General features: G+C 62.4%; 23 protein-coding genes. All 23 read right to left on the bottom strand.

Going from position 1 to position 25800, the window contains the following annotated elements:
- Positions 1-2: 2 nt before the first annotated feature.
- Positions 3-818: a carbohydrate ABC transporter permease gene (locus tag HH213_RS02290; protein WP_161044120.1), complete on the bottom strand. Its 816-nt coding sequence runs from the start codon at positions 816-818 to the stop codon at positions 3-5.
- On the bottom strand, positions 815-1690 hold the full coding sequence (locus tag HH213_RS02295) for a carbohydrate ABC transporter permease (protein ID WP_110849053.1): 876 nt from the start codon (positions 1688-1690) through the stop codon (positions 815-817). The genes HH213_RS02290 and HH213_RS02295 overlap by 4 nt, the downstream gene beginning before the upstream one ends.
- Positions 1687-2952 carry a sugar ABC transporter substrate-binding protein gene (locus HH213_RS02300; protein WP_169110526.1) on the bottom strand — a complete coding sequence of 422 codons (1266 nt, stop codon included), beginning with the start codon at positions 2950-2952 and terminating at the stop codon, positions 1687-1689. Before HH213_RS02300 ends, HH213_RS02295 begins: the two co-directional genes overlap by 4 nt.
- Entirely contained in the window at positions 2949-4367 is a 1419-nt protein-coding gene (locus HH213_RS02305) for a glucoamylase family protein (protein WP_199240540.1), read from the bottom strand. The genes HH213_RS02300 and HH213_RS02305 overlap by 4 nt, the downstream gene beginning before the upstream one ends.
- Positions 4368-4377: 10 nt before the next feature.
- On the bottom strand, positions 4378-7227 hold the full coding sequence (locus HH213_RS02310; protein ID WP_169110528.1) for a TonB-dependent receptor: 2850 nt from the start codon (positions 7225-7227) through the stop codon (positions 4378-4380).
- Positions 7228-7288: 61 nt separating this feature from the next.
- Positions 7289-8302 carry a LacI family DNA-binding transcriptional regulator gene (locus tag HH213_RS02315; protein WP_169110530.1) on the bottom strand — a complete coding sequence of 338 codons (1014 nt, stop codon included), beginning with the start codon at positions 8300-8302 and terminating at the stop codon, positions 7289-7291.
- Between the two features lie 191 nt (positions 8303-8493).
- Complete coding sequence (locus HH213_RS02320) at positions 8494-9090, bottom strand: MarC family protein (protein WP_110849058.1); 597 nt, start codon at positions 9088-9090, stop codon at positions 8494-8496.
- A 49-nt stretch (positions 9091-9139) separates the two neighbouring features.
- The gene (locus HH213_RS02325) at positions 9140-9685 is read right to left on the bottom strand and encodes a phosphoribosyltransferase (RefSeq protein WP_110849059.1); all 546 of its coding nucleotides are present in this window, start codon (positions 9683-9685) and stop codon (positions 9140-9142) included.
- A 12-nt stretch (positions 9686-9697) separates the two neighbouring features.
- The gene (locus HH213_RS02330) at positions 9698-11008 is read right to left on the bottom strand and encodes an adenylosuccinate synthase (RefSeq protein WP_161044114.1); all 1311 of its coding nucleotides are present in this window, start codon (positions 11006-11008) and stop codon (positions 9698-9700) included.
- Between the two features lie 4 nt (positions 11009-11012).
- Positions 11013-12173: an ATP phosphoribosyltransferase regulatory subunit gene (locus HH213_RS02335; protein ID WP_110849061.1), complete on the bottom strand. Its 1161-nt coding sequence runs from the start codon at positions 12171-12173 to the stop codon at positions 11013-11015.
- A gap of 201 nt (positions 12174-12374) precedes the next feature.
- Positions 12375-13286 (bottom strand): protease modulator HflC, encoded by a 912-nt coding sequence (gene hflC / locus HH213_RS02340; RefSeq protein ID WP_169110532.1) that lies wholly within the window; start codon positions 13284-13286, stop codon positions 12375-12377.
- Positions 13286-14596, bottom strand: a complete 1311-nt coding sequence (hflK, locus tag HH213_RS02345) for an FtsH protease activity modulator HflK (RefSeq protein WP_229263256.1) — start codon at positions 14594-14596, stop codon at positions 13286-13288. Before hflK ends, hflC begins: the two co-directional genes overlap by 1 nt.
- A gap of 17 nt (positions 14597-14613) precedes the next feature.
- On the bottom strand, positions 14614-15783 hold the full coding sequence (gene hflX, locus HH213_RS02350) for a GTPase HflX (protein WP_110849064.1): 1170 nt from the start codon (positions 15781-15783) through the stop codon (positions 14614-14616).
- 42 nt (positions 15784-15825) lie between these two features.
- A complete protein-coding gene (gene hfq, locus HH213_RS02355) occupies positions 15826-16062 on the bottom strand; it encodes an RNA chaperone Hfq (protein WP_072780809.1) in 237 nt (78 codons plus the stop codon).
- A gap of 192 nt (positions 16063-16254) precedes the next feature.
- On the bottom strand, positions 16255-17601 hold the full coding sequence (der, locus tag HH213_RS02360; RefSeq protein WP_110849065.1) for a ribosome biogenesis GTPase Der: 1347 nt from the start codon (positions 17599-17601) through the stop codon (positions 16255-16257).
- Between the two features lie 4 nt (positions 17602-17605).
- Positions 17606-18745 (bottom strand): outer membrane protein assembly factor BamB, encoded by a 1140-nt coding sequence (bamB, locus tag HH213_RS02365; protein WP_110849066.1) that lies wholly within the window; start codon positions 18743-18745, stop codon positions 17606-17608.
- 94 nt (positions 18746-18839) lie between these two features.
- A complete protein-coding gene (locus tag HH213_RS02370; RefSeq protein WP_169110537.1) occupies positions 18840-19490 on the bottom strand; it encodes a tetratricopeptide repeat protein in 651 nt (216 codons plus the stop codon).
- A gap of 34 nt (positions 19491-19524) precedes the next feature.
- A complete protein-coding gene (gene hisS / locus HH213_RS02375) occupies positions 19525-20868 on the bottom strand; it encodes a histidine--tRNA ligase (protein ID WP_110849068.1) in 1344 nt (447 codons plus the stop codon).
- Positions 20855-22120, bottom strand: coding sequence for a flavodoxin-dependent (E)-4-hydroxy-3-methylbut-2-enyl-diphosphate synthase (ispG, locus tag HH213_RS02380; RefSeq protein WP_169110539.1), 1266 nt, complete (start codon positions 22118-22120; stop codon positions 20855-20857). The genes hisS and ispG overlap by 14 nt, the downstream gene beginning before the upstream one ends.
- 29 nt (positions 22121-22149) lie before the next feature.
- Positions 22150-23136, bottom strand: coding sequence for a RodZ domain-containing protein (locus HH213_RS02385; RefSeq protein ID WP_169110541.1), 987 nt, complete (start codon positions 23134-23136; stop codon positions 22150-22152).
- Between the two features lie 13 nt (positions 23137-23149).
- Positions 23150-23971, bottom strand: a complete 822-nt coding sequence (gene pilW / locus HH213_RS02390; protein ID WP_110849071.1) for a type IV pilus biogenesis/stability protein PilW — start codon at positions 23969-23971, stop codon at positions 23150-23152.
- Positions 23971-25143 carry a dual-specificity RNA methyltransferase RlmN gene (rlmN, locus tag HH213_RS02395; RefSeq protein WP_110849072.1) on the bottom strand — a complete coding sequence of 391 codons (1173 nt, stop codon included), beginning with the start codon at positions 25141-25143 and terminating at the stop codon, positions 23971-23973. Before rlmN ends, pilW begins: the two co-directional genes overlap by 1 nt.
- Before the next feature lie 70 nt (positions 25144-25213).
- The gene (ndk, locus tag HH213_RS02400) at positions 25214-25621 is read right to left on the bottom strand and encodes a nucleoside-diphosphate kinase (protein ID WP_019920462.1); all 408 of its coding nucleotides are present in this window, start codon (positions 25619-25621) and stop codon (positions 25214-25216) included.
- Between the last annotated feature and the right edge of the window lie 179 nt (positions 25622-25800).

Below are 25800 nucleotides of genomic sequence, written 5' to 3' on the forward strand. Positions count from 1 at the left end.
CTTCATCCCTTGACGCTCCCCACCAGCAGACCCTGGATGTAGTAGCGCTGCAGACCAAGGAACAACAGCAGCACCGGCAGCACGGTCAGCACCGACCCGGCCATCATCAGTTCATTGTCCTGCACATGCTCGCGCGACAGCGATGCCAATGCCACCGGCAGCGTGTACAGCTCCTTGTCGGTCAACACGATCAAAGGCCACATGAAATCGTTCCAGGTGCCGAGGAAGGTGAAGATCCCCAGTGTGACCAGGATGGGCGTCAGCAGCGGCAGCACAATGATGCGGAAGATCTGGAACTCGCTGGCACCGTCCATGCGCGCCGCTTCCAGCAAGGCGTCCGGGATCGTCAACGCATACTGGCGCACCAGGAAGATGCCGAAGATGCCCGCCATCGCCGGCACCAGCACCGCACCGTAGGTATTCACCAGTCCCATATATTTCAGCAGCAGGAACAGCGGCAGCATCGCCACCTGGCTCGGAATCACCAGCGCCCCCAGCATCACCTTGAAGATCCGTTCGCGGCCCTGAAAGCGCAGCTTGGCGAACGCATAGCCGGCGCTGACGTTGAACAGCAGCGACAGCACCGTCGCCGCGCACGACAGCAGTACGCTGTTCAGCAGGTACTGGCCGATGCCGGCGTGGCTGAACAACTCGCGGTAGTTGAACAGCGTTGGCGACTTTGGCAGAACCTGCAACGGAAATGCACTGGACTCGCCGGGCGTCATCAGCGACGACGACAACATCCACAGCAGCGGGAACAGCGTCAGCAAGCCCGCGACCAGCATCAGGCCATTGAGCAGCAAGGCACGCGGTTTCATACCTCGCCTCCCTTGGCAAAGCGCAGTTGCAGCAGCGTGACGCCGAACATGATCGCAAACAGTACGAACGCCACCGCTGATGCGGCGCCCAGGTTCCACCATTTGAAGCCTTGCTCATACATGAAATACAGCACGCTGACGGTGCTCTGCACCGGCCCGCCCTGCGTCATCACATACGGTTCGGCGAACAGCTGGAAGTAGCCGGTCATGCTGAGGATGCTGACCATCAGCAGCGTCGGCCCGAGCATCGGCCAGGTCACGAAGCGAAACTGCTGCCACGTGCCCGCGCCGTCCAGTCCTGCCGCCTCGTACAGATCCTCGGGAATGCTTTGCAGCCCGGCCAGGAAGATGATCATGTTGTAGCCGAAGTTCTTCCACACCGCGAACAGGATAATTGCCGGCATCGCCCACTGCGGATCATTGAGCCAGTCGATCGCCGGTATTCCCAGTTCTTGCAAGCCGTAGTTGATCATGCCGTAGCGGGTGTGCAGCAGGTAGCGCCAGATCACGGCCACCGCCACCAGCGAGGTCACCACCGGCGCGAAGAACGCGGTGCGGAACAGGCCCTTGAACCACGTCAGCCGCGAATGCAGCAGCAGCGCGGCGCCCAGCGAAGCGGCGATCGACAGCGGCACGCCGACCACCACGAAATACAGCGTATTACCCAGCGCCTGCCAGAACAGCGGCGTTTGCAGCAGCTGGATGTAGTTGCGCAGGCCGACAAAGCGCAGGTTGCGCAGATCGGCCAGTGCGTAGATGTCGAAATCGGTCAGGCTCATGATCAGCGCAGCGAGCACCGGCAGGAAGAAGAACACGCTGATGACCAGCAGCGCAGGCGCGACGAAGCACCAGGCGGCACGTTGCGAATTCATCGCGCCTCCTTCCGCGCCAGCATCCAGCGGCGCTTTTCCAGTATGTGATCGGCCTTGGCGTCCAGCAGTTCAGCGGCCTGCGCGACGGTCAGTTCGCCATGCGTCACGCGTTCGGCCACCAGCCGCATTTCTGTGGCGATCTGCTCCCACTCCGGCACCTTGGGTGTTGGCCGCACGCGCTCGAACTGCTGCGCAAAGGCGCGTGCGTAGACGTCTTGCGCCAGTTTGGGAAGGGTCCAGTTGCTGCGTCGCGGCGGCAGGTCGCCGGTCAGTTCATTGAAGCGCGCCATGCTGTCGGTACGCGACAGGTATTCGATCAATTGCCACGCTTCCGTCTTGTGGCGCGACGACGCCGCCAGCACCAGGCTGGAGCCGCCGGCCACCGAGGCAGCCGGTCCCGCTGGTCCTGGCAGGATGGCGGTCATCCACTTGTCCTGCTGCTCGGCCGGCAGCCGGCGTTTGAACTCGCCCATATTCCAGGGGCCCGAGATGTAGAACGATACATAACCCATGCCGAATTCATGATAGACGTTGGTGATGCGGTTGAGCGGCGCCAGCTTCTGCGCGTACATGTCGGCATACAGCTGTAGGCTGCGCTGGAAGCCGGCGCTGCGGAAATTGCCATAGCGGTCGCCGTTACGCAGCAGCGGTTCGTCCTGCTGTAACGCCAGTGCCAGCAGCGGTTCGAATTCATCGCTCGGCAGCAGGATGGCGTAGTTGTCCGGACCGACCATGCGCTTGATGGCGGTCATCGCCTTCATCCACCCCGCCCACGTTTGTGGCGGCGTGTTGAAGCCGGCGCGTTTCAGCATGTCCTGGCGGTAGAACATCACCCGCGTGTCCACGTACCACGGTAGTCCCCACAGCCTGCCGTTCACCACATTGGTGTCCCAGATGCCGGGGAAGTAGTCATCCTGCCTGACCACCGCCGATGCGGCGACATAGCCGTCCAGCGGCGCCAGTGCGTTCAGCACTTCAAGCTCCGGTATCCAGGTATTCCCGAGTTGAAAAACATCCGGCATTACTTCGCCGGCAAAAGCGGTCAGCAGCTTCTCGTGGGCGGCGGTCCATGGCAGTTGCTGGACTTCGACACGCACACCGGGATGCGTGCGCTCGAATTCCGGAATCAGCGCCGTGACCACTTCGCCCTCGCGCCCCATGGCCCAGAACTTCAGCACCACGCCCTGCTCCTGCCGCTGCGAACAGGACGACAGCAGCGCGACCAGCGACAGCAACAGTGCGATGGAGACCAGTCGCGTCATTTTTCCAGCCAGCCGCCGGTGAAGCCGGCGCGTTGCAGTCCAAGGCGGATCGCCGGGTGCTTGCGCATGGCGCGCCATACCAGCTCGCTGCGGTAGTTCTCCGTCATGGCGATGATCGGCCCCTGGTCGATGCCAAGGTAATCCTTGTCCACCCAGCCCTTGCCGGCCACCACCTGCCCTTGCGACACCGGCACGTTGTAGGTAAAGCTGGGATTGAAGGCGTCGTAGAAGCCGTACTCGCCGTAGATGAAGTCTCCGTAGCGCTGCTTCATTTCCAGCACCGCAGGCACCACGATCTCCGGCGCGAACGGCAGTGACGCAGCGGCGGCGGTTGGCGCCAGCGTGCAGTCGTCATAGGCCTTCAGGCCACCGATGCCACGCGCCGAATAGGTGCGGAATGGCAGCTGCGTGCCGTTGTACTCCAGCACCTGGTCGACTGGACCGTCGCTGGCGGTGATCCCCCAGACGTTCTGGCCATAGCCCTTGCAGCGCAGCGGATTGGCCACCGCGTAAGCCTGCTGTGCGTATGTCGCGCGGCGGCTGTTTTCGAAGTAGTCGTAGCCGCGCGTCCGCATGTAGTCGTCGCGAATGCCGCGAAAATCAATCCACACATGGCTGTACTGGTGCACGAACAGCGATGGAAAGCCAAGGTGTTCCTCGCCGCGCTGGCCTTGCAGGCTTTTGTCGTAGGTGCTGGTCCACGCTTTCCAGGCGTCCGGCTGTACCGGATGCGTCGGTGATCCCAGCGCCAGCACGTAAATCAGCATCGCTTCGTTATAGCCCTTCCAGTCGTAGCCGTGGAAGCCGGATTCCGGTTCCCATCCCAGTGCGATGGAGGGTTTGCGCGTCTGCGCCCAGGTCCAGTCGACCCGCTCATAGATCTCTTTCGCCAGCTTGCGAATTTCCTGTTCGCCGGCGTCGCTGCCGTCAAAATAGGATTCGCAGAACAGCGCCCCGGCCAGGAACAGTGCCGTGTCCACCGTCGACAGTTCCACCTTGTCGTTGTAGCGCAGGCCGGTCTTCATGTCGAGGAAGTGATAGAAGAAACCCTTGTAGCCGCTGGCGACGGTGCCTTTGCCATCGCCCTGCGGCGCGTTGCGGAAGAAGCGCAGCGTGGCCAGTACCCGGTCGCGCGCCTGCTGGCGCGTAATGTACCCGCGCTCGACGCCGATCGGATAGGCGGTCAGGCCGAAGCCCACCGCCGCCACGCTGGAAAAGGACGGCGTCGGATACCGGTCCGGAACCAGGCCATTGGCGGGATTGGTGGTATCCCAGAAAAAGCGGAAGGTGCGCTGTTGCAGGTCGTCGAACACCGGCGGCAACGCTGTATCGCGCGCCGCCGCTGCTCCCGCGCCAGCCAGCGCGCAGGAAGCCAGCAACAGATTCAGGACGGTATGACGGGCGTGTGGTCGCATGCGGCGGTCCTTAGAATGCATAACGCGCGCTGAACTTCACGGTGCGCATCGGGCCGCCGACCGAATTCGGCGTGCCAAGGTTTTTGTTGTCACCGCCCAGGCGATTTTGCGGATTACCCGGTCCACCGCCCCAGCCATCGTAGCCGCCGTAGTTGATGCTGTTGAACAGGTTGAGCACGTCCGCGCGCAGCGATACGCGGCCGAAGCGGAACGCCACTTCCTTCGACAGGCCCACATCCACCTGATGGAAGGCGCTTCCCTCGCCCTTGGCGGACACGCACTGGTCGAAGCCTGTCGAACAATCGGTGATGCGGTACGGCAGGCCGGAGCCCAGCGTCAGCTTCCCGGACAGCATCAGGCCCCACGGCAGCAAGCCATCCGACACGCCGGCCACCACCAGGCGATGGCGTTCGACATCCGTCGATGGATTCCACGCATACGGATAGCGGCCGTAAGTCCAGTTGAAGATATTGTTGGTCCATTCCTTGTTGGTGGTCTCGCCGCGGCTGTAGGTATAGGTCGCGCCGAGACTCCACGTCGAGGCTTTGCTGTAAGGCTTGTCCATTTTCAGGTAGACCGAGTCGGTCTTGGCCTGGCTGATGAAGTCACCCAGCACCAGCGTCGAGTATCCCGGCATGGAGCCGAACAGCGGATCGATCGGGCTCGCGCTGCCGTAGCCGCCTTGCGGATCGCGATTGCCGCCGAACCAGTTGAACTGGTTATGGCTGCGCGAGTTGGTGTAGCCCGCCTCGCCGTTCCACATGCCCAGCGCCTGGCGCAGGCCGAAACTGTATTGGTCGGTGTAAGCCATCTTGTGGTCGTTCTTGATCAGCCACACTTCGCCGCCGGCCTGCGCGTTCTTCTGCGCTTCGTCCAGCGCGTGGTTGGCGATGGTGCGGTCGTAGGCGCGGCCCCAACCTGCGAACAGCACCGAGGCGCGGTCGCCGTTGATGTCGTACGAAAGGCCGAGCCGCGGCGCCCATGCGTTCTTGAACGGCTTGCGGCTGTTGCCGGTGCTGATGTAGTCGTTGATGTTGACGCCGCCCTTGGCCAGCGACTGTGCATACGTCTGCCCTGCCGGCGCACCGTCGCGCGGGTCCTGCTTGTTGAAGATGGCGACGCGGTCGGCCGGCGTGACATAGCTGTCGTTCAGCATATTGTCTTCGTAGTCGTAGCGCAGGCCGAGGTTCAGCAGCAGCTTGTTGTTGACCTGCCAGTCGTCCTGGAAGTAGACGCCGTACTGGTTGTTGTCGAAATCGACGCCGGAGGCGGGAATCGCGCCGTCGGTGCGGATGATGCTTGGCAGGCCGGTGACGGTGTCGATCCGTTCATACAGCTGGTCCACCGCGCGCGCGGTCCCGGACAGGTCGTAGCTGATATGCTTGATCTTGAAGCCGCCCTTCATCGTGTGGCCCCGCATGCCGGTGTAGGTCAGGTCGTCCTGCACCATCTCGCCGCGCTGCTCGCGGAACTGGTTGTTGGGCGAGCCGCCGGTGATGATCACGTCCACCACGTTGTTGTCGCTGTTGCTGGGGGAAACCTGGTAGCGGATATACGGCGCCACCGCCGTCGAATGCGGATTCCAGGTGTATTTTTCGTAGCCCACGCGGGCCTCGTTGAGGAAGCCGCGACCGCTCCACTCATGCTTGAAATCGAAGCGGTCCTCGTCGTTGCTGCGGTTGAGGGTGTTCTCCGCGACGCTCAGCTTTGCGTCTTCCGGGATCTGGTCGGTCTCGCGGCGGATGCGGGCCGTGGCCTCGACCCGCTGGTCCTCGCCGATCTGCGCATCGATCTTCAGCAGGAACAGGTTTTCCTTGAAGGTGGAGACGGCGGCGCCCTGCTGCGCCAGCAGCGACGGCACGATGCCGGCGTCGGGCAGCAAATCGGTGCGCTGCAGGATCACCTGGCGCGGGCTGTCGATTTTCTTGCCCTCGTAGGCGAAGAAGTAATGCGCGACGTCTTTCTTGATTGGTCCGCCCAGCGTCATGCCGTATTGGTCCTGCGAGGACGCCGGCCGCGCCACGCCCTGCGCTTCGGCGGTCTTCTGGAACGGATCGAGCGCGGTTAGGTTGGTGCCGGTGTGGTCCCAGAAGGCATCGCCATGCAGCTCGTTGCCGCCCGACTTGGTGACGGCGGTAATGGCGGCGCTGGACACCTGGTCATACTCGGCCTTGTAGTTCTGCGAGATCACCTTGTACTCGGCCACCGCCGACTGCGGGAACGGATTGCCGCGGCTCGAATCGATGCCGGACACGCCGCCGCGCAGGATGTTGTTCTTCTGGCTGACGCCATCGATGAAGACGTTGACGTTGTCCTGATTCTGCGAGCCGCTCTGCAGCTTGACATTGCCGCTCTGGTCGACGTCGAAGCGCACGCCCGGCGCCAGGTCGGCGAAGGACAGGAAGTTGCGCGTCACCTGCGGCAGCTTCTCGATCTGCTGGCGCGATACCGACGTGCCGACCTCGGAGCCGGCGACGTCGCGCCGCGTGGCCGAACCGGTGATCACCACCTGCGTCATGCCCTCTTGCAATTGCAGGTCGACCTGGCTGGTCTGGCCAACGCTGACGGTCACCAGTTCCGACTGCTGATTGCCGACCTTGATCTGATAGGTGCCCGGCGCCACGCCGGTCAGCACATAACTGCCATCGGCGTGGGTCACGGCGTTGTAGGCGTAGCCGTTGGCCTGATTGACCGCCGTCACCGGCGTGCCGGCGGCGGCCGCGCTGCCGCGCGTCACCTGCCCCTGGATCGTGGCGCTGCTCAATTGCGCGCTGGCGTAGGGTGCGGCCAGCAAGGCGGCGGCCAGTGCGGCCGCCATCACGGACAAACGTAGTACGGGAATGCGGTGTGTCGTTTTCATGGTTGTCTCCTGATTTTTTTGTATGTATCTAGGTCATGAAGCTGTGGTGCTGCGGTCGTGCTTAGGGTGAACTGGACTCTCCCGTCGAGGCGCGCAACACCAGTTCGGCGGCCAGCATTTCCATGCTGGCCTCACTGCGGCCGGCGTCACCGATAGCGGCCAGCAGGCGCTCCAGCGACTGCACGCCCAGCTCGGCGATGGGCACGCGCACCGTGGTCAGCGCCGGGCTGACATAGCGCGCGATGGGAATATCATCGAAGCCGGCCAGCGCCATGTCGCGCGGCACCTGCAGGCCGCCTTGGGTCAGCGTCAGCAGCGCGCCGATGGCCATCATGTCGTTGGCGGCGAACAGCGCGGCGGGACGCTGGTCGGCCGGCATAGCCAACAGCGCACGGCCGACCGCCTCGCCGGACTGCTCGGAGAAATCGCCTTCGAACACGCGCGGCTTTGCGCCTGCCGCCAGCCGCGCCAGCGCCGCGTGGTAGCCGCGCAGCCGTTCCTGCGCTTCGTAGTTGCCGGCCGGGCCGGCGAGGAAGGCGATGTCTTGGTAGCCGCAGGCCACCAGATGCGCCACCATGGCGTGGGCGGCGCTGTAATTGTCGACCGACAGCGACGGATAGTGAGCGCCGCCGCTGGCGGTGTTCATCAGCACGATCGGCAGCTCGTCCGGCAGGTTATCGGACAGGAAGGCGGCGTCGACGTGCGGCGACATCACCAGCAGGCCGTCGACGCGGCCACGCATGGCGCGCAACGCCAGCGCCGCTTCGTCGGCATCGCCGTGCAGGCTGGAGACCATCAGCTGCAGGCCGTGGCGGCGCGCGGCGCCGTCGATGCCGCGGATCATCTCCGAGAAGAATTCGCCGTACAGGTCAGGCAGCAGCACGCCGATGGTGTTGGTGGTGCTGGTGGTCAGGCTGCGCGCGCCAACATGCGGCATGTAGCGCATGCGCTTGACCACGTCCAGCACGTGCTTGCGGGTGTCGTCGGTAATGCTGGCGTGGCCGTTGAGCGCGCGCGACACCGACGCCACCGACACGCCCGCCGCCTGCGCCACATCCTTGATGGTTACCGCCATAGCCTGCCTTCTTTAAAATGTAACCGGTTACATCGTTATCTAAAAATAAAACCGGCTCGATCAATGACGAATGTAACCGGTTACATGACGTTCGAATAAAGTCTACTCGCGTTTTCGGCGCGCACCAAAGCTTTTTTACAATGTTGTGGATTTTTGTACGCAGCGGCGCCACGCCGGCGCCGCCGCCAACCTTACAGCGACTTGACGAACTCGCGGATGCCGCCCAGCAGCATTTCGACCGACATCGCTGTCAGGATCAGACCCATCAGGCGCTCGAAGGCGGTCATCACCTGCGGACCGAGGACTTTCTGCAGCTTCTCGGCGCTGAGAAACACCAGCAGCCACACCACGCCCACCGCCGCCAGCGCCGCCACGTGCACCAGCACTTCGCCGGTGCTTTCGCGCGAGAACAGCAGCACCGTGGCCAGCGCCGACGGTCCGGCCAGCGCCGGAATCGCCAACGGCACGATGAACGGCTCGGCGCCGTCGGTGCGGCCCAGCACGCCATCCGGATGCGGGAAGATCATGCGGATCGAGATCAGCAGCAGGATCACGGCGCCGCCGATGCGCAGCGCCACTTCCGACAGGTGCAGCGCCGCCAGGAAGTGACGGCCGAAGAACATGAAGATCAGCAGCAGCACAAAGGCGATGCCGCATTCGCGGATGACGATGCGCGGCCGGCGCGCCACCGGCACCGGATTGAGCACGCTGGCAAACAGCGGCACATTGCCGAAGGGGTCGGTCACCAGCACCAGCAGGATGAAGGTCTGGAAGAAGTCTTGAGTCATAAACTCTCTTGAAGAAAAAAGGGAGCCGCAGCTCCCTTGTTAACACGGCTTAAGCGGCCGTTTCGCCTTTCTTGATCCACGCCGCCAGCTGGTGCGGACGCAGGCCGTCATAGTCTTCAAACGGCTGGTGGATCCATGGATTGTGCGGCAGTTCTTCCATCTGGTAGTCCGGGCGGAAGGCCGAGCTGCCCTTGGTCCAGATCACGGCCGATTTGACTTCGGTCACGCCGTCGAAGTTGTCCTTCAGGTGCTGCATGACCTTGGTCAGCGTCACGCCGGAGTCGGCCAGATCATCGACCAGCAGGATCTTGCCCGACAGCGGGCCCTTGGTCATCGTCATGTACTTGGCGATGTCCAGGTCGCCCTGGGTGGTGCCCTTGTCTTCGCGGTACGAGCTGGTCGACAGAATCGCCAGCGGCACGTCGAAGATGCGCGAGAACACGTCGCCCGGACGCACGCCGCCGCGCGCCAGGCACAGCACCATGTCGAACTTCCAGCCCGATTCATGCACCTTGAGCGCCAGGCGCTCGATCAGGCGGTGGTATTCGTCCCAGGAGACCCAGAGGTGTTTTTCGTTGGTTTGTGGAGTGGTCATAAGATTCCTTGATTACGCGAACGGATGACGCAGCACGATCGTTTCTTCACGATCCGGACCGGTCGATACCATGTCGACCGGCACGCCGACCAACTCTTCGATACGCTTGATGTAGTTGCGGGCGGCCACCGGCAGCGCGTCCATCGACTTGGCGCCGACGGTGGTGTCGGTCCAGCCCGGCATTTCTTCGTACACCGGCACGCACAGCGCGGCTTCTTCAGCGCCCGACGGGAAGATGTCGGTGGCCACGCCGTTGATGGTGTAACCGGTGCACAGCTTCAGGGTTTCCAGGCCGTCCAGCACGTCCAGCTTGGTGATGCACATGCCGGTCACGCCGTTGATCTGGACCGAGCGGCGCAGCAGCGCGGCGTCGAACCAGCCGCAGCGACGGGCACGGCCGGTCACGGTGCCGAACTCGTGGCCCACTTGCGCCAGGTGGTGGCCCACGCCGGCGTCGGTTGGCAGCTCCGACGGGAACGGACCGGAACCCACGCGGGTGGTGTAGGCCTTGGTGATGCCCATCACGTAGTGCAGCATGCTCGGGCCGACGCCGGCGCCGGCGGCGGCATTGCCGGCCACGCAGTTCGACGAGGTCACGAACGGATAGGTGCCGTGGTCGACGTCCAGCAGCGAGCCCTGGGCGCCTTCGAACAGCAGGCTGGCGCCGGCCTTGTGCGCCTTGTACAGCGCGCTCGAAACGTCGGTCACCATAGGACGCAGGCGCGGCACGTAGGCCAGCGCGTCGTCCAGGGTCTTCTGGTAGTCGACCTTCGGTGCTTTCAGATAGTTTTCCAGCACGAAGTTATGGTAGTCCAGATTGGCTTCCAGTTTTTCGGCGAAACGTTTTTCGTTCAGCAGGTCGGCGATGCGGATGGCGCGGCGCGCCACCTTGTCTTCGTAGGCCGGGCCGATGCCCTTGCCGGTGGTGCCGATCTTGGCGTCGCCGCGGGCGGCTTCACGGGCGTGATCCAGCGCAGCGTGGTAAGGCAGGATGACCGGCGCCGCGTCCGACACTTTCAGGCGCGAGGCGACTTCGACGCCGACCGCTTCCAGTTTGTCGATTTCGCGCAGCACGTCCGGCACCGACACCACCACACCGTTACCGATGTAGCAGGCCACGCCCGGGCGCATGATGCCCGACGGGATCAGTTGCAGCGCAGTTTTGACGCCGCCGATAACCAGCGTATGGCCGGCGTTGTGGCCGCCCTGGAAGCGCACCACGCCTTGCGCGTGATCCGTCAGCCAGTCGACGATTTTGCCTTTACCTTCATCGCCCCATTGGGTACCGATGACGACGACGTTTTTTGCGTTTTTGTTTGACATCACATTAACCTAAGTTTTTAAGAATCCAGTTACTACCATGCTCTTCGAGGACCAGCGCGCGATCGCACTCGAACTCGTCCAGTTCGTGGCTGTGACCCGGCATACTCTGGATCACCACTTCGCCGGACTTGCGCAGCTCGGCGATTTTTTCCTTCAATTCCGGCGCATTGCCCCACGGCGCGCGGATCGAATGCTTGCGCTCCGCAGTAGGCAACAGGCGCGCCAGTTCGCGCAGGTCGAGCGAGAAACCGGTGGCGGGACGTGCCCGGCCGAAGGCCTCGCCTACGTGATCGTATCGGCCGCCGCGCGCCACCGCGTTCGGCAAGCCTGGTACATACAGCGCGAACATCGCGCCGCTTTCGTATTGGTAACCGCGCAGGTCGGCCAGGTCGATGGCGACCTGGGCCCGGCCCAGCGCCGACGCCGCCAGTGCGGCCAGTTCGGCCAGCGCCTTGGCGATGCCCGGCAGATCAGGCAGCACTTCGCGCGCTTTGGCCAGCACATCGACGTCGCCGTATAGCGACGGCAGTGCCAGCAAGGCGTCGCGCACCAGCGGCGCGTAATCCTTGGTCAGCGCCTGCAGGTCCGGCACGTCTTTGGCGCGCAGCGCGGCATACAGTTTCGCCTGGTCGCGCTGGGCGGCCGGGCAATTATCCAGCAACGCGCGCAGCACGCCGACGTGCATCAGGTCCAGCCGCACTTCGGTGAACCCGGCCAGGGCCAGCGAGGCCAGCGCCAGTTCCTGGATTTCGGCGTCGGCTTCCAGGCCGGCATGGCCGTACATCTCGCAGCCGATCTGCAACGGCTCGCGGGTGGCGTGCAGGCCCGAGGGACGGGTATGCAGCACGCTGCCGGCATAGCACAGGCGCGTGACCGACGTGCGATTCAGCAGGTGGGCGTCGATGCGCGCCACTTGCGTGGTCATGTCCGGGCGCAGGCCCAGCATGCGGCCCGACAGCTGGTCGACCAGCTTGAAGGTGCGCAGGTCGGTGTCTTCACCGGCGCCGGTCAGCAGCGATTCCAGGTATTCCAGCAAGGGCGGCATGACCAGCTCGTAGCCGTACAGACGGAAATTATCCAGCATCAGGCGACGCAACTCTTCAATCTTGCGAGCTTCCGACGGCAAAACGTCGGCGATATTCTCAGGCAGCAGCCAATTCGGCATGGGACTATTTATTTAAGAAATGAACAATGCGGCACGCAGGCCGAGGCCACCAAACTGGACGGCCGAACCTGATATTTTACGCGAAAATGCGTTGAATGAGGGGAAAAAGATGCGAACCCACGCTGATGCGGGGCTGTCCGCCGGCCGGCGACTGAAGGGTCGGACCCTGTACGGGGTCCGACCCTTTGCCGTAGCCTCGGGTTACTTCTTGGCCGGAGCCGGGGCTGCGCCGCCGGCGCCAGCGCCCTTGAAGTATTTGAAGAAGTCCGAGCTGGAATCCATCACCATCACGTCGCCATGGTTCTTGAAGGTGGTGCGGTAAGCTTCCAGGCTGCGATAGAACTTGTAGAACTCAGGGTTTTTGCCGAATGCATCAGCATAGATGGCGGATGCCTTGGCATCGCCCTCACCCTTGGTTTCTTCCGCTTCCCGGTACGCTTCCGCCAGGATCACCGAACGCTGACGATCGGCATCCGCGCGGATCTTTTCCGATTCCGCCGCGCCGGTCGAGCGCAGCTCGTTGGCCACGCGCATGCGCTCGGCCTTCATGCGTTCGTACACCGAGGTGTTGATCTGCTCAACATATTCCACGCGCTTCAGGCGCACGTCGATGATCTCGACGCCGATCTGGGCGGCTTCCTGCACTACCTTGGCGCGAATGCCTTCCATCACTTTGCCGCGCTGGCCGGAAATCACTTCCGCCACGGTGCGCTTGGTAATTTCTTCATTCAGCGCCGCCTTGATGATCTGCGACATACGATCACGCGCGCGGCTTTCTTCGCCGCCAAAGGTCACGTAGTACAGCTTGGGCTGGGCTTCGCCGCGGCCGATGCGCCATTTGACGAAGCTGTCCACCAGGATGTTCATTTTCTCGGCGGTGATGAAACGCTCGGCATCCGGCGATTCGATCGTCATGATGCGGTTATCCAGGAACACCACATTCTGGAACGGCGGCGGCAGTTTGAAGTGCAGGCCCGGTTCGCGGATCACTTCCTTGATCTGGCCCAGTGCGAACACGATCGCATACTTGCGCTGGTCGACCACGAACACGGTCGACGACAGCAGCATCAGCGCGATGAACGCCAGGACAACGGTACTAGCTATGCGATTCATTAACGGCTCTCCCGGTCACGTAAGGACTCGCGCGTGCGCGGGTCGCGCAGGCGGTTGACTTCCACCGACGGTATCAGGTCGGATGGCAGCGTGGCGCTGGTGGCTGGCGAGCCGCCGGCCGCCTGTGCCGCCGCAGCGGCGCGCGCCGCGGTGGCTTGCGCATCGGTGGCCGCGGCTTGGGCGATCAGCTTGTCCAGCGGCAGATACAGCAGATTGCTGCCGCTTTTCGCATCGACCATCACCTTGGAGGCGCTGGAGAAGATCTGCTGCATGGTGTCCAGGTACATGCGGTCACGCGTCACGCCTGGCGCTTTCTGGTACTCGACCAGCACCTGCTTGAAGCGCGAGGCATTACCGGTGGCGTTTTCCACCACCATCGAACGATAGCCCTCGGCTTCCTGCAGCAGGCGCGAAGCGGCGCCGCGCGCGGTAGGAATCACCTGGTTGGCGTAAGCCTGGCCTTCATTCTTTTGACGCTCGCGGTCCTGCCCTGCTTTCACCGCATCGTCGAAGGCGATCTGCACCTGCTCCGGCGGCTGCACCGCTTGCAGCGTCACGCTGGACACCAGCACGCCGGAGGCGTAACGGTCGAGGATCTGCTGCATCAGCTGCTGGGTTTCAAACGCCACTTTGTCGCGGCCTTCGTACAGCACGAAGTCCATCTTGTTCTTGCCGACGATTTCGCGGATCGACGTCTCGGCGACCTGGCGCACGGTGTCTTCCTCGTCGCGGTTATTCATCAACCACGCGACCGGATCTTTCAGCTTGAACTGCACGGCGAACTGGATGTCGATGATGTTTTCGTCATCGGTCAGCATCAGCGATTCGCGCGCCTGTTTGTTCTTGATATTGCCACGGTAGCCAATTTCCACCATGCGCATCTGCGACACCTTGACCGTCTCGTCGCTCTGGAACGGATACGGCCAGCGCCAGTTGAAACCGGAGCCGGTGGTGTGGCTGACTTTGCCGAAGGTGTAGACCACGCCGGTCTGGCCTTCCTGCACGATGAACGAACCGCTGGCAAGCCAGATCAGCGCTACCACCGCGCCAATGGCGCCAGCCGTGGCGCGGATGCCGCCGGCGAGATCGGGGCGATTGCCGCCGCCGTCACCGCTGCCGTTGTTGTCGTTGTTATTGTTGGGCGGACGCTTCTGGCCGAACAGGTTGTTCAGCTTCTGATTGAAGTCGCGCCACAGCTGCTCCATATCCGGCGGACCTTCACCGGGCTTCTTGCCTTCATTGGCCTGCGGCTTGTTGTCCTTCCCCCAGCGAGGGTCGTTCAGCGACAGCTTCAAGCCGAGTCGTTTCATAAGTGAGGAGACACGCATTAGTGTGATCCAACGTCAGTGAGGGTGGGACTGCTCTCTACTTCTTCTAATTCTTCTTGTGTGTCTTCGGTGTCGTACGGCTGCTGCAGGCGCGCGTTCGGCGCGGCCTTGGCCCATTCGGTGATGGCGCCGCGCAGCAAGTCCAGGCCTTCGCCAGTGCGGGCACTGAGGAAGACGCGAGAAATCTTATCATATTCATCTCGCTCAACCGAGGGTTCGAGGTCGGCCGCGTCGATCTTGTTCCACACCAGAATCTGCGGAATATGATCGGCGCCGATTTCCTTGAGCACCAGGTTGACCTGCTCGATCTGCTCCATGCGTACCGGCGACGCGGCGTCCACCACGTGCAGCAGCAGATCGGCATGAATGGTCTCTTCCAGCGTGGCGCGGAATGCCGCCACCAGCTGGTGCGGCAACTCGCGCACGAAACCCACCGTATCGGACAGCACCACGTTGCCGACTTCCTCGCCCATGTAGACGCGACGCGAGGTCGTGTCCAGCGTGGCGAACAATTGGTCGGCCGCATACACGCCGGCCTTGGTCACCGCGTTGAACAGGGTGGATTTGCCGGCATTGGTGTAACCGACCAGCGAAATCGAGAACGTCTGGGTACGGTTGCGAGAACGGCGCTGGGTCTCGTGCTGCTTGCGCAGCTTGGCCAGACGCGCGCGCAGGGCCTTGACCCGCTCGCCGATCAATCGGCGATCGGTTTCCAGCTGCGTTTCACCGGGGCCGCGCAAGCCGATACCGCCCTTCTGGCGCTCAAGGTGAGTCCAGCCGCGGATTAATCGGGTCGCAAGGTGCTGTAGCTGCGCCAGCTCAACTTGCAGCTTGCCCTCATGGCTCTTCGCGCGCTGCGCGAAAATATCAAGGATCAAACTGGTCCGGTCCAGCACCCGAATGTTCAGGCGCTTTTCCAGATTGCGTTGCTGCGCCGGCGACAGCGCGTGGTTGAAGATGACGATTTCGATGCGGTCGGCCAGCACGGCCTGGCCGATTTCGTCCGCCTTGCCGCTGCCGACGAAATAAGCCGCGTCCGGAGCGGAGCGCTTTGCCGTGATCACCGTCACCGGTTCCGCCCCGGCTGAACGCGCCAGCAGGTTGAGTTCCTCGACGCTGGCGGCAAAGTCGCCCTGGCCGAAATCGATACCGACTAAAGCTGCGCGCATACGACGGTCACGCTATGTGGAGAGAAGCGATGCTGCAAATGCTTATTCCGCTTCGTTTTCAATATTGAGGTTGACGGCGCGCGCCGGCACCACGGTGGAGATGGCGTGCTTGTACACCATCTGGGTCACAGTGTTACGCAGCAGTACGACGTACTGGTCGAACGATTCGATGTGGCCTTGCAGCTTGATGCCGTTGACCAGGTAGATCGAAACAGGAACGTGTTCCTTGCGCAAGGCGTTCAGGAATGGGTCTTGTAACAGTTGCCCTTTATTGCTCATAACAGCTCCATTTTATGTTGTTGTGTTGGAAGTGGAGGCGAAACGCTTGAATTCAAGGTCGTGGCCCAGCGAAAAGTCTTTAAAAGTCAAACTATTTTCGCTGAAACACCGCTCGCCACGTGAAAAGTGGTGCTTCTAAGCCACTGTACCTTGTTTTTGTTTTTTTTGCAGGCTGTTCCTGCAAAAAAAACCTTATTTTCCGGAAGTTTTTGCGAACGGGTTCTTACCCGTGCGCAGTTCGATCCGCAACGGCGTACCGACCAGATTGAACGTCTCGCGGAAATGCTTCTCCAGATAACGCTTGTACGGATCGCTGATGGCGTCGAGTGCATTGCCGTGGATGACGATCACCGGCGGATTCATGCCGCCCTGGTGCGCATAACGCATCTTCGGACGGATCGAACCCTTGCGCTTCGGCTCCTGCTTCTCCACCGCTTCGATCAGCGCGCGGGTCAGCTTAGGCGTCGAGAGGTCGGCAAACGCGGCGGCATAGGCCTGGTCCAGCGACTTCATCAGTGGACCGATGCCCTGCGCCTTCAGCGCCGAGATGAAGTGCATCTTGGCGAAGCCGAGGAAGTCCAGCTTGCGGTCGATGTCGATCTTGATCTCGTCGCGTTCGTCGGTGCGCAGGCCGTCCCACTTGTTGACGGCGATGACCAGCGCGCGGCCGGTCTCCAGCACGAAGCCGGCAATATGCGCATCCTGCTCGGAGATGTCCTGCTGCGCGTCGAGCATCAGCACGACCACGTTGGCTTCCGAGATCGATTGCAGCGTCTTCACCACCGAGAATTTCTCGATGGCTTCGAATACCTTGCCGCGGCGGCGGATACCGGCGGTGTCGATCAGCGTGTACTGCTTGCCGTCGCGCTCAAACGGAATCTCGATCGAGTCGCGGGTGGTGCCCGGCATGTCGAAAGCGATGACGCGTTCTTCACCCACCAGGGTATTGATCAGCGTCGACTTGCCGACGTTGGGACGGCCCACCAGCGCGATCTTGATACCGCGATCGGTTGGCTCCAGCTCTTCCGGATCTTCCGGACGCTTTTCAAACGCCGTATCCAGCGCCAGATCGACCAGATCGTGCACGCCGTCGCCGTGTGCCGACGAAATGACAGCCGGTTCGCCCAGTCCCAGTTCGTAGAAGTCCGCCACCACTGCGTTGTAGCGCATGCCCTCCGCCTTGTTCACGACCAGCAGCACCGGACGGCCGCTTTTACGCAGGAAGTCGGTGATGGTCTTGTCGTGCGGGGTCAAGCCCTGGCGGCCGTCGACCAGGAAGATGACAACGTCAGCTTCGGCCACGGCCTGCTTGGTTTGCTTGGCCATTTGGTGGAGGATGCCTTCCTTGGCCACCGGCTCAAAGCCGCCGGTGTCGATAACGAGGAAGGGACGTTCGCCGACACGGCCCTCGCCATAGTGACGATCGCGCGTCAACCCAGGCAAGTCCGCCACCAGCGCATCGCGCGAGCGGGTCAGACGATTGAACAAGGTCGATTTCCCTACATTGGGTCGACCCACTAGTGCGATTACCGGCTTCATTTTATTACTCGACCGCGAGTGCGGTCACTGTCCCTGATTGGGTTTGGAAAATCAAATTCGTGCCAGCGATGACGGGATCAGCCTGGATAGGGCTGCCGTCGGTCGCCACACGACCAATAAATGCGCCATCTTCCCGTGACAGGAAGTGGATGTAACCCTGGTAGTCGCCAACTGCCACTGCGCGGCCATACGACACGGGGGTCGACAGCACGCGGAAGGTCAGTTTGTCGTTCTTCCAGGCGTTAGCGCCGTTTTCGCGGCTGAACGCGGACACGGAGCCCTTGTCATCCGAAACGAAAACGAAACGCTGATCGACCGCCACGCCCTTGTCGGACGAAGCGGCCTTGCTCCACTTCGGCGCGCCGGTGGCGACGTCGAAGCAGGCTACGCGGCCCTGATAGGAAACCGCGCAGATGTCTTTCTCGTAAATGACCGGCGTGCCGGCGATGTCGGTCACGCGTTCCAGTTCGGTAGCGCCGCGCGGTTCGCCGACGACTACCTCAAAGCGCTGCTGACCTGCCGCCAGCGCCAGCGCCAGCAGCTTGCCGCCCGGCTGGGCGATGTACGCGTTCGGCGCGGCGATCACCATGCCCGGCGCATTGCGCAGGGTCAGGGCCGGCGTGGTACGGGTCACGTTCCATTTCTTGTCGCCGGTCTTGGCGTCGAAGCCGGTGATGACGTTGTCGACGCTGCGCACCACCACCAGGCCGCCGCCCGCTTCCGGCGACGACAGCACTTCGCTGGTGGCTTGCGCCTTCCACAGCTGCTTGCCGTTGATGTCATAGGCCAGTATCTGGCCCTTGACGCCGCCGACCACCACCACTTCGCCGTCGCTGCCCACACCGGCCGTCAGGTCGGTGCCGGTTTTGACGCGCCAGATTTCCTTGCCAGTGGCGGCGTTCAGGCGTACCAGTGCGCCGCCGGCATCGGCCACGTAGACACTGTCGCCCACCACCGCTGGCGTGAAGACTGCATTGCCGGCTTTGCCGACCGAGTACTTCCACACCGTCTTCGGCGACAGCGTCGGGTTTTTCAACTCCACCAGCGCCGCCGGCTGGTTCTTGGCATCTTTGGATCCGAACAAGGAACAACCGGCCAACATCGCAAACACGCTTGCTGCAACTACTTTTTCGGTAATACGCATAATTTATAAACCTTGATCGTTAGAGCCGTCGCTCCCGCGCATGCGGGAGTCTATACTCAGCATGGATTCCCGCGTGCGCGGGAACGACCTGCCGTTAAGCTGCGCCTTTTTCAGCCGGCACGGAGCCGCCGATTGCTTCCAGTTTCAGCTGGATCAGTTGACGGCCCGGATTCTTCTTGTCGGCGTCCAGCGCGGCCTGGTAGGCGGCGCGGGCTTCGGCCAGCTTGTTCTGCGCGGCCAGCACGTCACCCTTGCGGTCCGCCACGGCGCTGGCAAATTGCGCCGGCACGTCGCCCGACAGCACCTTCAGTGCTTCATCGTAGGCTTTTTCATCCAGCAGCACGCCGGCCAGACGGATCTTGGCGACCGCGCGGAATTCGTCGGCGCCGTGATCGGCCGCCCACTGCAACTGGGCCTTGGCCGATTTCAGATCGTTGGCTTCAAACGCGCTCTTGGCGGCCACCAGTGCGGCCATCGGCGCGTAGGTGGTGCTGCCAAATTTGCTTTCCATGTCGCCGGCGGCGCGCAGCACCTTGGCGTTGTCCTTGGCTTCCACCGCCGATTGCAGCTCGGCGTACAGCGCCGAGGCCTGGCCTGACTGATTGCGCTCGTAGTACTTCCAGCCGGTCCAGCCGGAGTACGCCGCCAGCGCCGCGATCACTACCCAGGTAGTGGCGTTGCCGTATTTGTCCCACCAAGCTTTGAGGGACGCGATTTGTTCTTGTTCTTCAAGATCGTATGCCATGGTATTCGTCTGCCGTATCGTTGGTTTGGTTGAATTAGTGGTTGCAGTGTTCGTCGTGCACGTGGTGATGGTGGTCGCCGCTGTCGGTGATCTGGTCCACCACAAAGTCGACCACTTCCTCGAACGGCACCGTGGTTTGCTGCTGGTCGCCTTCCGCCGCGCGCATCGCTTTCACGGCGGCGGTGTTGTTGGCCACTTCATCGTCACCGATGATGACGGCGAACGATGCGCCGCTGCCGTCGGCCTTCTTCATCTGCGACTTGAAGCTGCCCGGACCGGCGGCGGTGGAACCGTGCATGATCACGTCCAGGCCCGCATCGCGCAGGCGCTCGCCCAGCACGAAGGCTTGCAGCTGCGCCGCTTCGCCCTGGTGCACCAGGTAGACGTCGCACTGATTAGGCGCATCCGGCTCGCCGGCTTCCTTCATCAGTTCCAGCAGGCGTTCGATGCCCATGGCGAAACCGACGGCAGGCGTCGGCTTGCCACCGAAGGATGCAATCAGCGGATCGTAACGGCCGCCGGCGCACACGGTGCCCTGCGAGCCCAGTGCATCGGTGACCCATTCGAACACGGTGCGGTTGTAGTAATCCAGGCCGCGCACCAGGCGCGTATTGATCACGTACTGCACGTTGGCGTGGTCGAGGATCTTGCGCACGCCGTTGAAGTGGGCCAGCGACTCTTCGCCCAGGTAGTCCATCAGCTTCGGCGCGGCGTTGACCATGTCCTGCATAGCAGGATTCTTGGTGTCCAGGATGCGCAGCGGGTTGCTGTGCAGGCGGCGCTTGGCTTCGGCGTCAAGGATGTCTTCGTGCTTTTCCAGGTAGGCGATCAGGTCGACACGGTGGCGCGCGCGCTCTTCGGCGTCGCCGATCGAATTGATCTCCAGGCGGATTTCCGGCAGGCCCAGATCATCCCACAGGCGGCGGCACATGATGATCATTTCCGCGTCCACGTCCGGACCGGAGAAGCCCACAGCTTCGCAGCCGAACTGGTAGAACTGGCGATAGCGGCCGCGCTGCGGGCGCTCGTGGCGGAACATCGGGCCGGTGTACCACAGGCGTTTCGGGCCTTCGTAGACCAGGTTATGTTCGATGACGGCGCGCACCGCGCCGGCCGTGCCTTCAGGACGCAGCGTCAGCTGGTCGCCATTCATCGAGTCTTCGAAAGAGTACATTTCCTTTTCGACGATGTCGGTGACGGCGCCGATGGCGCGCTTGAACAGCGCGGTGTCTTCCACGATCGGCGTGCGGATCTGCTGGAAGCCATAGCTCTGCACCACCGACTGCGCGGTGTTCTCGAACAGCTGCCACAGATGCGAGTCGGTCGGCAGGATGTCGTTCATGCCCTTAACGGCAGTGATTTTTTCAGATTTGGACATGTTCTTTACTGTAGTTCTTCTTAACGTAATTTAGTACGATTTCCTGGAATTCCTCGACGATGCGCTCACCGCGCAGCGTGGCGAATTTGGCGCCATCGACAAACACCGGCGCCGCCGGCGATTCGCCGGTGCCCGGCAAACTGATGCCAATGTTGGCGTGCTTCGATTCGCCCGGACCGTTGACGATGCAGCCCATCACGGCCACGTTCATCGCCTCCACGCCCGGATAGGTCTTTTTCCACTCCGGCATCTGGTCGCGCAGGAAGGTCTGAATGTTATCCGCCAGCTCCTGGAAAGTGGTGGAGGTGGTGCGGCCGCAGCCCGGGCACGCGATCACCATCGGCGTGAATTTGCGCAGGCCCATGGTTTGCAGGATCTCCTGCCCGACCACGACTTCCTTGGTGCGGTCGCCGCCCGGCTCCGGCGTCAGCGAGATGCGGATAGTGTCGCCGATGCCTTCTTGCAGCAGCACCGACAGCGCCGCCGTCGAGGCGACGATGCCCTTGCTGCCCATGCCCGCTTCGGTCAGGCCCAGATGCAGCGGATAGTCGCAGCGCTTGCCCAGTTCACGATACACGGCGATCAAATCCTGCACGCCCGAGACCTTGCACGACAGGATGATCTTGTCGCGGCCCAGGCCCAGTTCTTCGGCGCGCACGGCGTTCTCGATGGCCGAGGTAATCAGCGCCTCATACATCACCTGCTGCGCAGTCCACGGATTCTCGCGGCCGGCGTTTTCGTCCATGATGCGCGCCAGCAGCGCCTGATCCAGGCTGCCCCAGTTGACGCCAATGCGCACCGGTTTGTCGTAGCGCGCCGCCACTTCGATCATCTGCGCAAACTGCGTGTCGCGCTTGGCGCCCTTGCCGACGTTGCCCGGGTTGATGCGGTACTTCGACAGCGCTTTCGCGCATTCCGGGTAATCGTTCAGCAGCGTGTGGCCGTTGTAGTGGAAGTCGCCGACCAGCGGCACGTCGACGTCCATCTTGTCCAGCTGTTCGCGGATGTACGGCACCGCTTCGGCGGCTTCCGGACGGTCCACGGTCAGGCGCACCAGCTCCGAACCGGCGCGCGCCAGGTCGCGGATCTGGATTGCGGTCTCGATGGCGTTGGCGGTGTCGGTGTTGGTCATCGATTGCACCACCACCGGCGCGTCGCCGCCCACCCATATTTTGCGCTCGCCGTGCGAGATCAACACGCGGCGGCTGGCGCGGCGGTCGAGTGGTCCCGATGGAATAGCAGTTTGCGTCATGGTTTCTTAACTCTGTTCTTACTTGATGCTTATTTGATGTTCACGCGTGAGATCGTGCCGCCTGGAATGGTCGGCAATGCCAGCGGCGTGCCGCCCAGCGTCGCTTCCACCGCACCAGGTTTGCCGACGATCAGCATGGCCGGGTCCTTGATATCGAAGGTCTCGGTGCTGCCGGCTTTGACCAGGCGCGCAATCAGCGACGTCGTGCCTGGGCGGCGGATCTCCACCCACGAATCTTCTTTCACTTTCAGCACCAGTTCATGGCCGGTGCTGGCGGCTGGCGCGGTCGATGCGGCCGGTGCCGGCGTCGGCGCAACCGCGACTGGCGCAGGCGTTGGTGCCGGCGCAGCGACCGGCGGCGACACCGCTGCCGGCGCTTCAGCCGCTGGCGCTGTCGTTTGCTCGCCTTGCGGCGGCACGGAAATCAGCGGCACATTGGTCGACTGCACCGGCGAGGCCTCCTCGCCCGGCTTGACCAGCGTGGTCTCGATCGGCGCCGAGGCTTCGACCGGCTTGGCTTCTTCCGCAGGGGCTTCCTTGCGCTGGAACAGCGAGGCCGGAATCAGACCGTTATGGTAAGCGTAAGCACCGGCGGCGCCCACCACGACCACCACTGCCAGTCCCACCAGCCAGCCGGCCGGCGAGGACGAACGTCCGGTCATCGACGGGAAGCGCGACTCCGAGAACGAGGCCGACAAATCCTTGCGCGGCACCACCACCTCGGGGGCAGGAGGCGCGGCCGCGTCGATCATCGCGACCAGCGGCGCCGCGTCCATCTTCAATACCTTGGCGTAGGCGCGCACAAAGCCGCGCGTGACCGCCATGTTGGGCAGCGCGGCGTAATCGCCGGCTTCCAATGCCTTCACCTGGCGTACCGCCAGCTTCAGTTGTTCCGCAATCTGTTCGACCGTCCAGCCCAGGGACTCGCGCTGGGACGCCAGTAATGCACCCGGCGTCGCCTTGCCGGTACTGGTGCTGCCCTGCTCTTGCGGCGGTTCTGCCCACTCAGAATTCATTGGTACCCCTGTTTCACTCATCAAACGCCCCACGTTGATAAGCAGCATACTCGGTCGAGCCGGAGTGGTGACGGCGCAATTGCGTCGCCCAGCCAGCCTCCGCATCCGTATCGCCCAGCTTATGCTGCACCTTAATCGCGAGCCACAGCACATCGGCCGTGAGACTCTCCATCTTTGCCACCTTGTTCAAACGGGTGATGAAGAAATTGGCGCGCACATAATCGCCCTTTTCAAAATATACCCGCGCCAGATTGGCGTTGGTGGCCGGCAGGTCAGGCGTCAACTGCAAGGCTTGCAGCAGATAACGCTCCGCGCTGGCGTAATCCTTGATCTTCAATGCGCACGAACCGGCGTTGTTCGCGGCACTGGCCGGCGAACGGTACGAGCGGTTGGCCAGGGCCGCATCAAACAGCGGCAACGCTTCCTTTACGCGGCCTTCCTGGCACAGGAAAGAACCGTAGTTGTTGGCCAGATCCGGGCTGGCCGGCGCCAGTTTGCGGGCGCGCACGAAGTTGTCTTCGGCCAGCGCGCGTTCGCCCATCTGCTGGTAAATCAGGCCGCGCATACCGTAACCGTCGGCGTAGGCCGGATCGGCCGCCAGCGCCAGCTTGACTTCATCCAGCGCCACCGGATACTGGCCCTGCTCGAAGTAGCCGATCGCCAGCTGCATGCGGATGTCCACCTTGCGCTGCAATGCCGTCTGGTCCGACGCGGTGGTCAGCTCGGCCTTGCCGCTATTGCCGTTCTGCGTGCCTGGCGAGGCGCAACCGGCCAGCGTCCCTGCCGCGCACAGGGCGACGAGACTGAGCCGGCTCCGCTGCGCCAGGAAGGTCATCAGGAATGGATCTCCACGATCTTGCCGAAGTTGGCGCCGAATTTTTGCTGGTACTCGGCCATTTTTTCCATCCGTTGCTGGACCTTGGTGCGGTCCTGCACTTCGCCGGCCAACTGGCCGCAGGCGGCGTCGATATCGTCGCCGCGCGTTTTGCGGATGGTGGTGACGATGCCGGCGTCCAGCAGCACCTGGGCGAAGGCGCTGATGCGCGGGTTCTTCGAGCGCAGCAGACCCGATTCCGGGAAGGGATTAAATGGAATCAGGTTGAATTTGCAGTTGACGCCGAACTCGGGATGCTGCACCAGCGCCACCAGTTCGCGCGCATGCTCGTCGCTGTCGTTGACGCCGTCGAGCATGCAGTACTCGAAAGTGATGAAGTCGCGCGGCGCAAACTCGATGTAGCGTTTGCAGGCCGCCATCAGCTCCTTCAGCGGGTACTTCTTGTTCAGCGGGATCAGGCCGTTGCGCAGCTCGTCGTTGGAGGCGTGCAGCGAGACGGCCAGGGCCACCGGCACTTCCTGCGACAGCTTGTCGATCATCGGCACCACGCCCGAAGTGGACAGGGTTACGCGGCGGCGCGACAGGCCGTAGGCGTTATCGTCCAGCATCAGCTTGAGCGCGGTGGCGGTCGGATCGAAATTCAGCAGCGGCTCGCCCATGCCCATCATGACCACATTGGTGATCTGGCGTTCGCCTTTCGGGCCGGGCTCGATGCCTTTGGTGCGGCGCAGTTCGAATTCCGCCATCCACAGCTGGCCGATGATCTCGCCCACGCTCAGGTTGCGGCTGAAGCCCTGCTTGCCGGTCGAGCAGAAACGGCAGTTGACGGCGCAACCGGCCTGGGTGGAGATGCACAGCGTGCCGCGGTTTTCTTCCGGGATGTACACGGTTTCGACCGCGTTGCCATTGCCGACATCGACCAGCCATTTGCGGGTGCCGTCGGTGGAGGTATGGTCGCTGATAATGGCCGGCGCCGCGATGTGGGCGCGGGTTTTCAGTTTATCGCGCAGCGACTTGGCCAGATCCGTCATGCTGTCGAAATCCGACGCGCCGAATTGATGGATCCAGCGCTGCAGTTGCTTGGCGCGGAACGGCTTCTCCCCCAACTCGGCGCAATAAGCGATAAGCTGCGCGGGATCGAAGTCCAGCAAGTTGGTCAGAGGTGCGTTCATATTCAGGTTCAAAACAGTACAAAAAAAGATACCGCTTCCGCGCGGGGCGCGGAAGCAGAATTACATCAAATTACTTACCGAAGAAGTAAGCGATTTCAACTTGGGCAGCTTCAACAGCGTCCGAGCCGTGAACGGCGTTAGCGTCGATCGAGTCGGCGAAATCAGCACGGATGGTGCCTTTGTCAGCCTTCTTAGGATCGGTCGCGCCCATCAGTTCGCGGTTTTTCAGGACGGCGTTTTCGCCTTCCAGTGCCTGGATCATGACTGGACCCGAAACCATGAAGTCCACCAGATCTTTGAAGAAGCCGCGCTCTTTGTGCGCGGCGTAGAAACCTTCAGCCTCTTCACGCGACAGCTGCTTCATTTGCGCAGCGACGATCTTCAGGCCAGCGTTCTCGAAGCGGCTGTAGATTTGGCCGATCACGTTTTTTGCAACTGCGTCTGGTTTGATGATCGACAGGGTGCGTTCGATTGCCATTTGAAAAACTCCAATAAAAAGAAAGGTTTAAAACGAAATTGATAATCCAATCAACCTTTGATTTTACCATAGAACACCCCACATTCCGAAACAAGGGCATAGATAAGCTTGCAATACGGCTACTATTTGCCCGTTTTTGGTGCCGGGAAACGCCCATGAAGGCAGATTAAGCCCGATTT

This window comes from Duganella dendranthematis (genome assembly GCF_012849375.1).
In the GTDB taxonomy this organism is placed as follows: Bacteria; Pseudomonadota; Gammaproteobacteria; order Burkholderiales; family Burkholderiaceae_D; genus Rugamonas; species Rugamonas dendranthematis.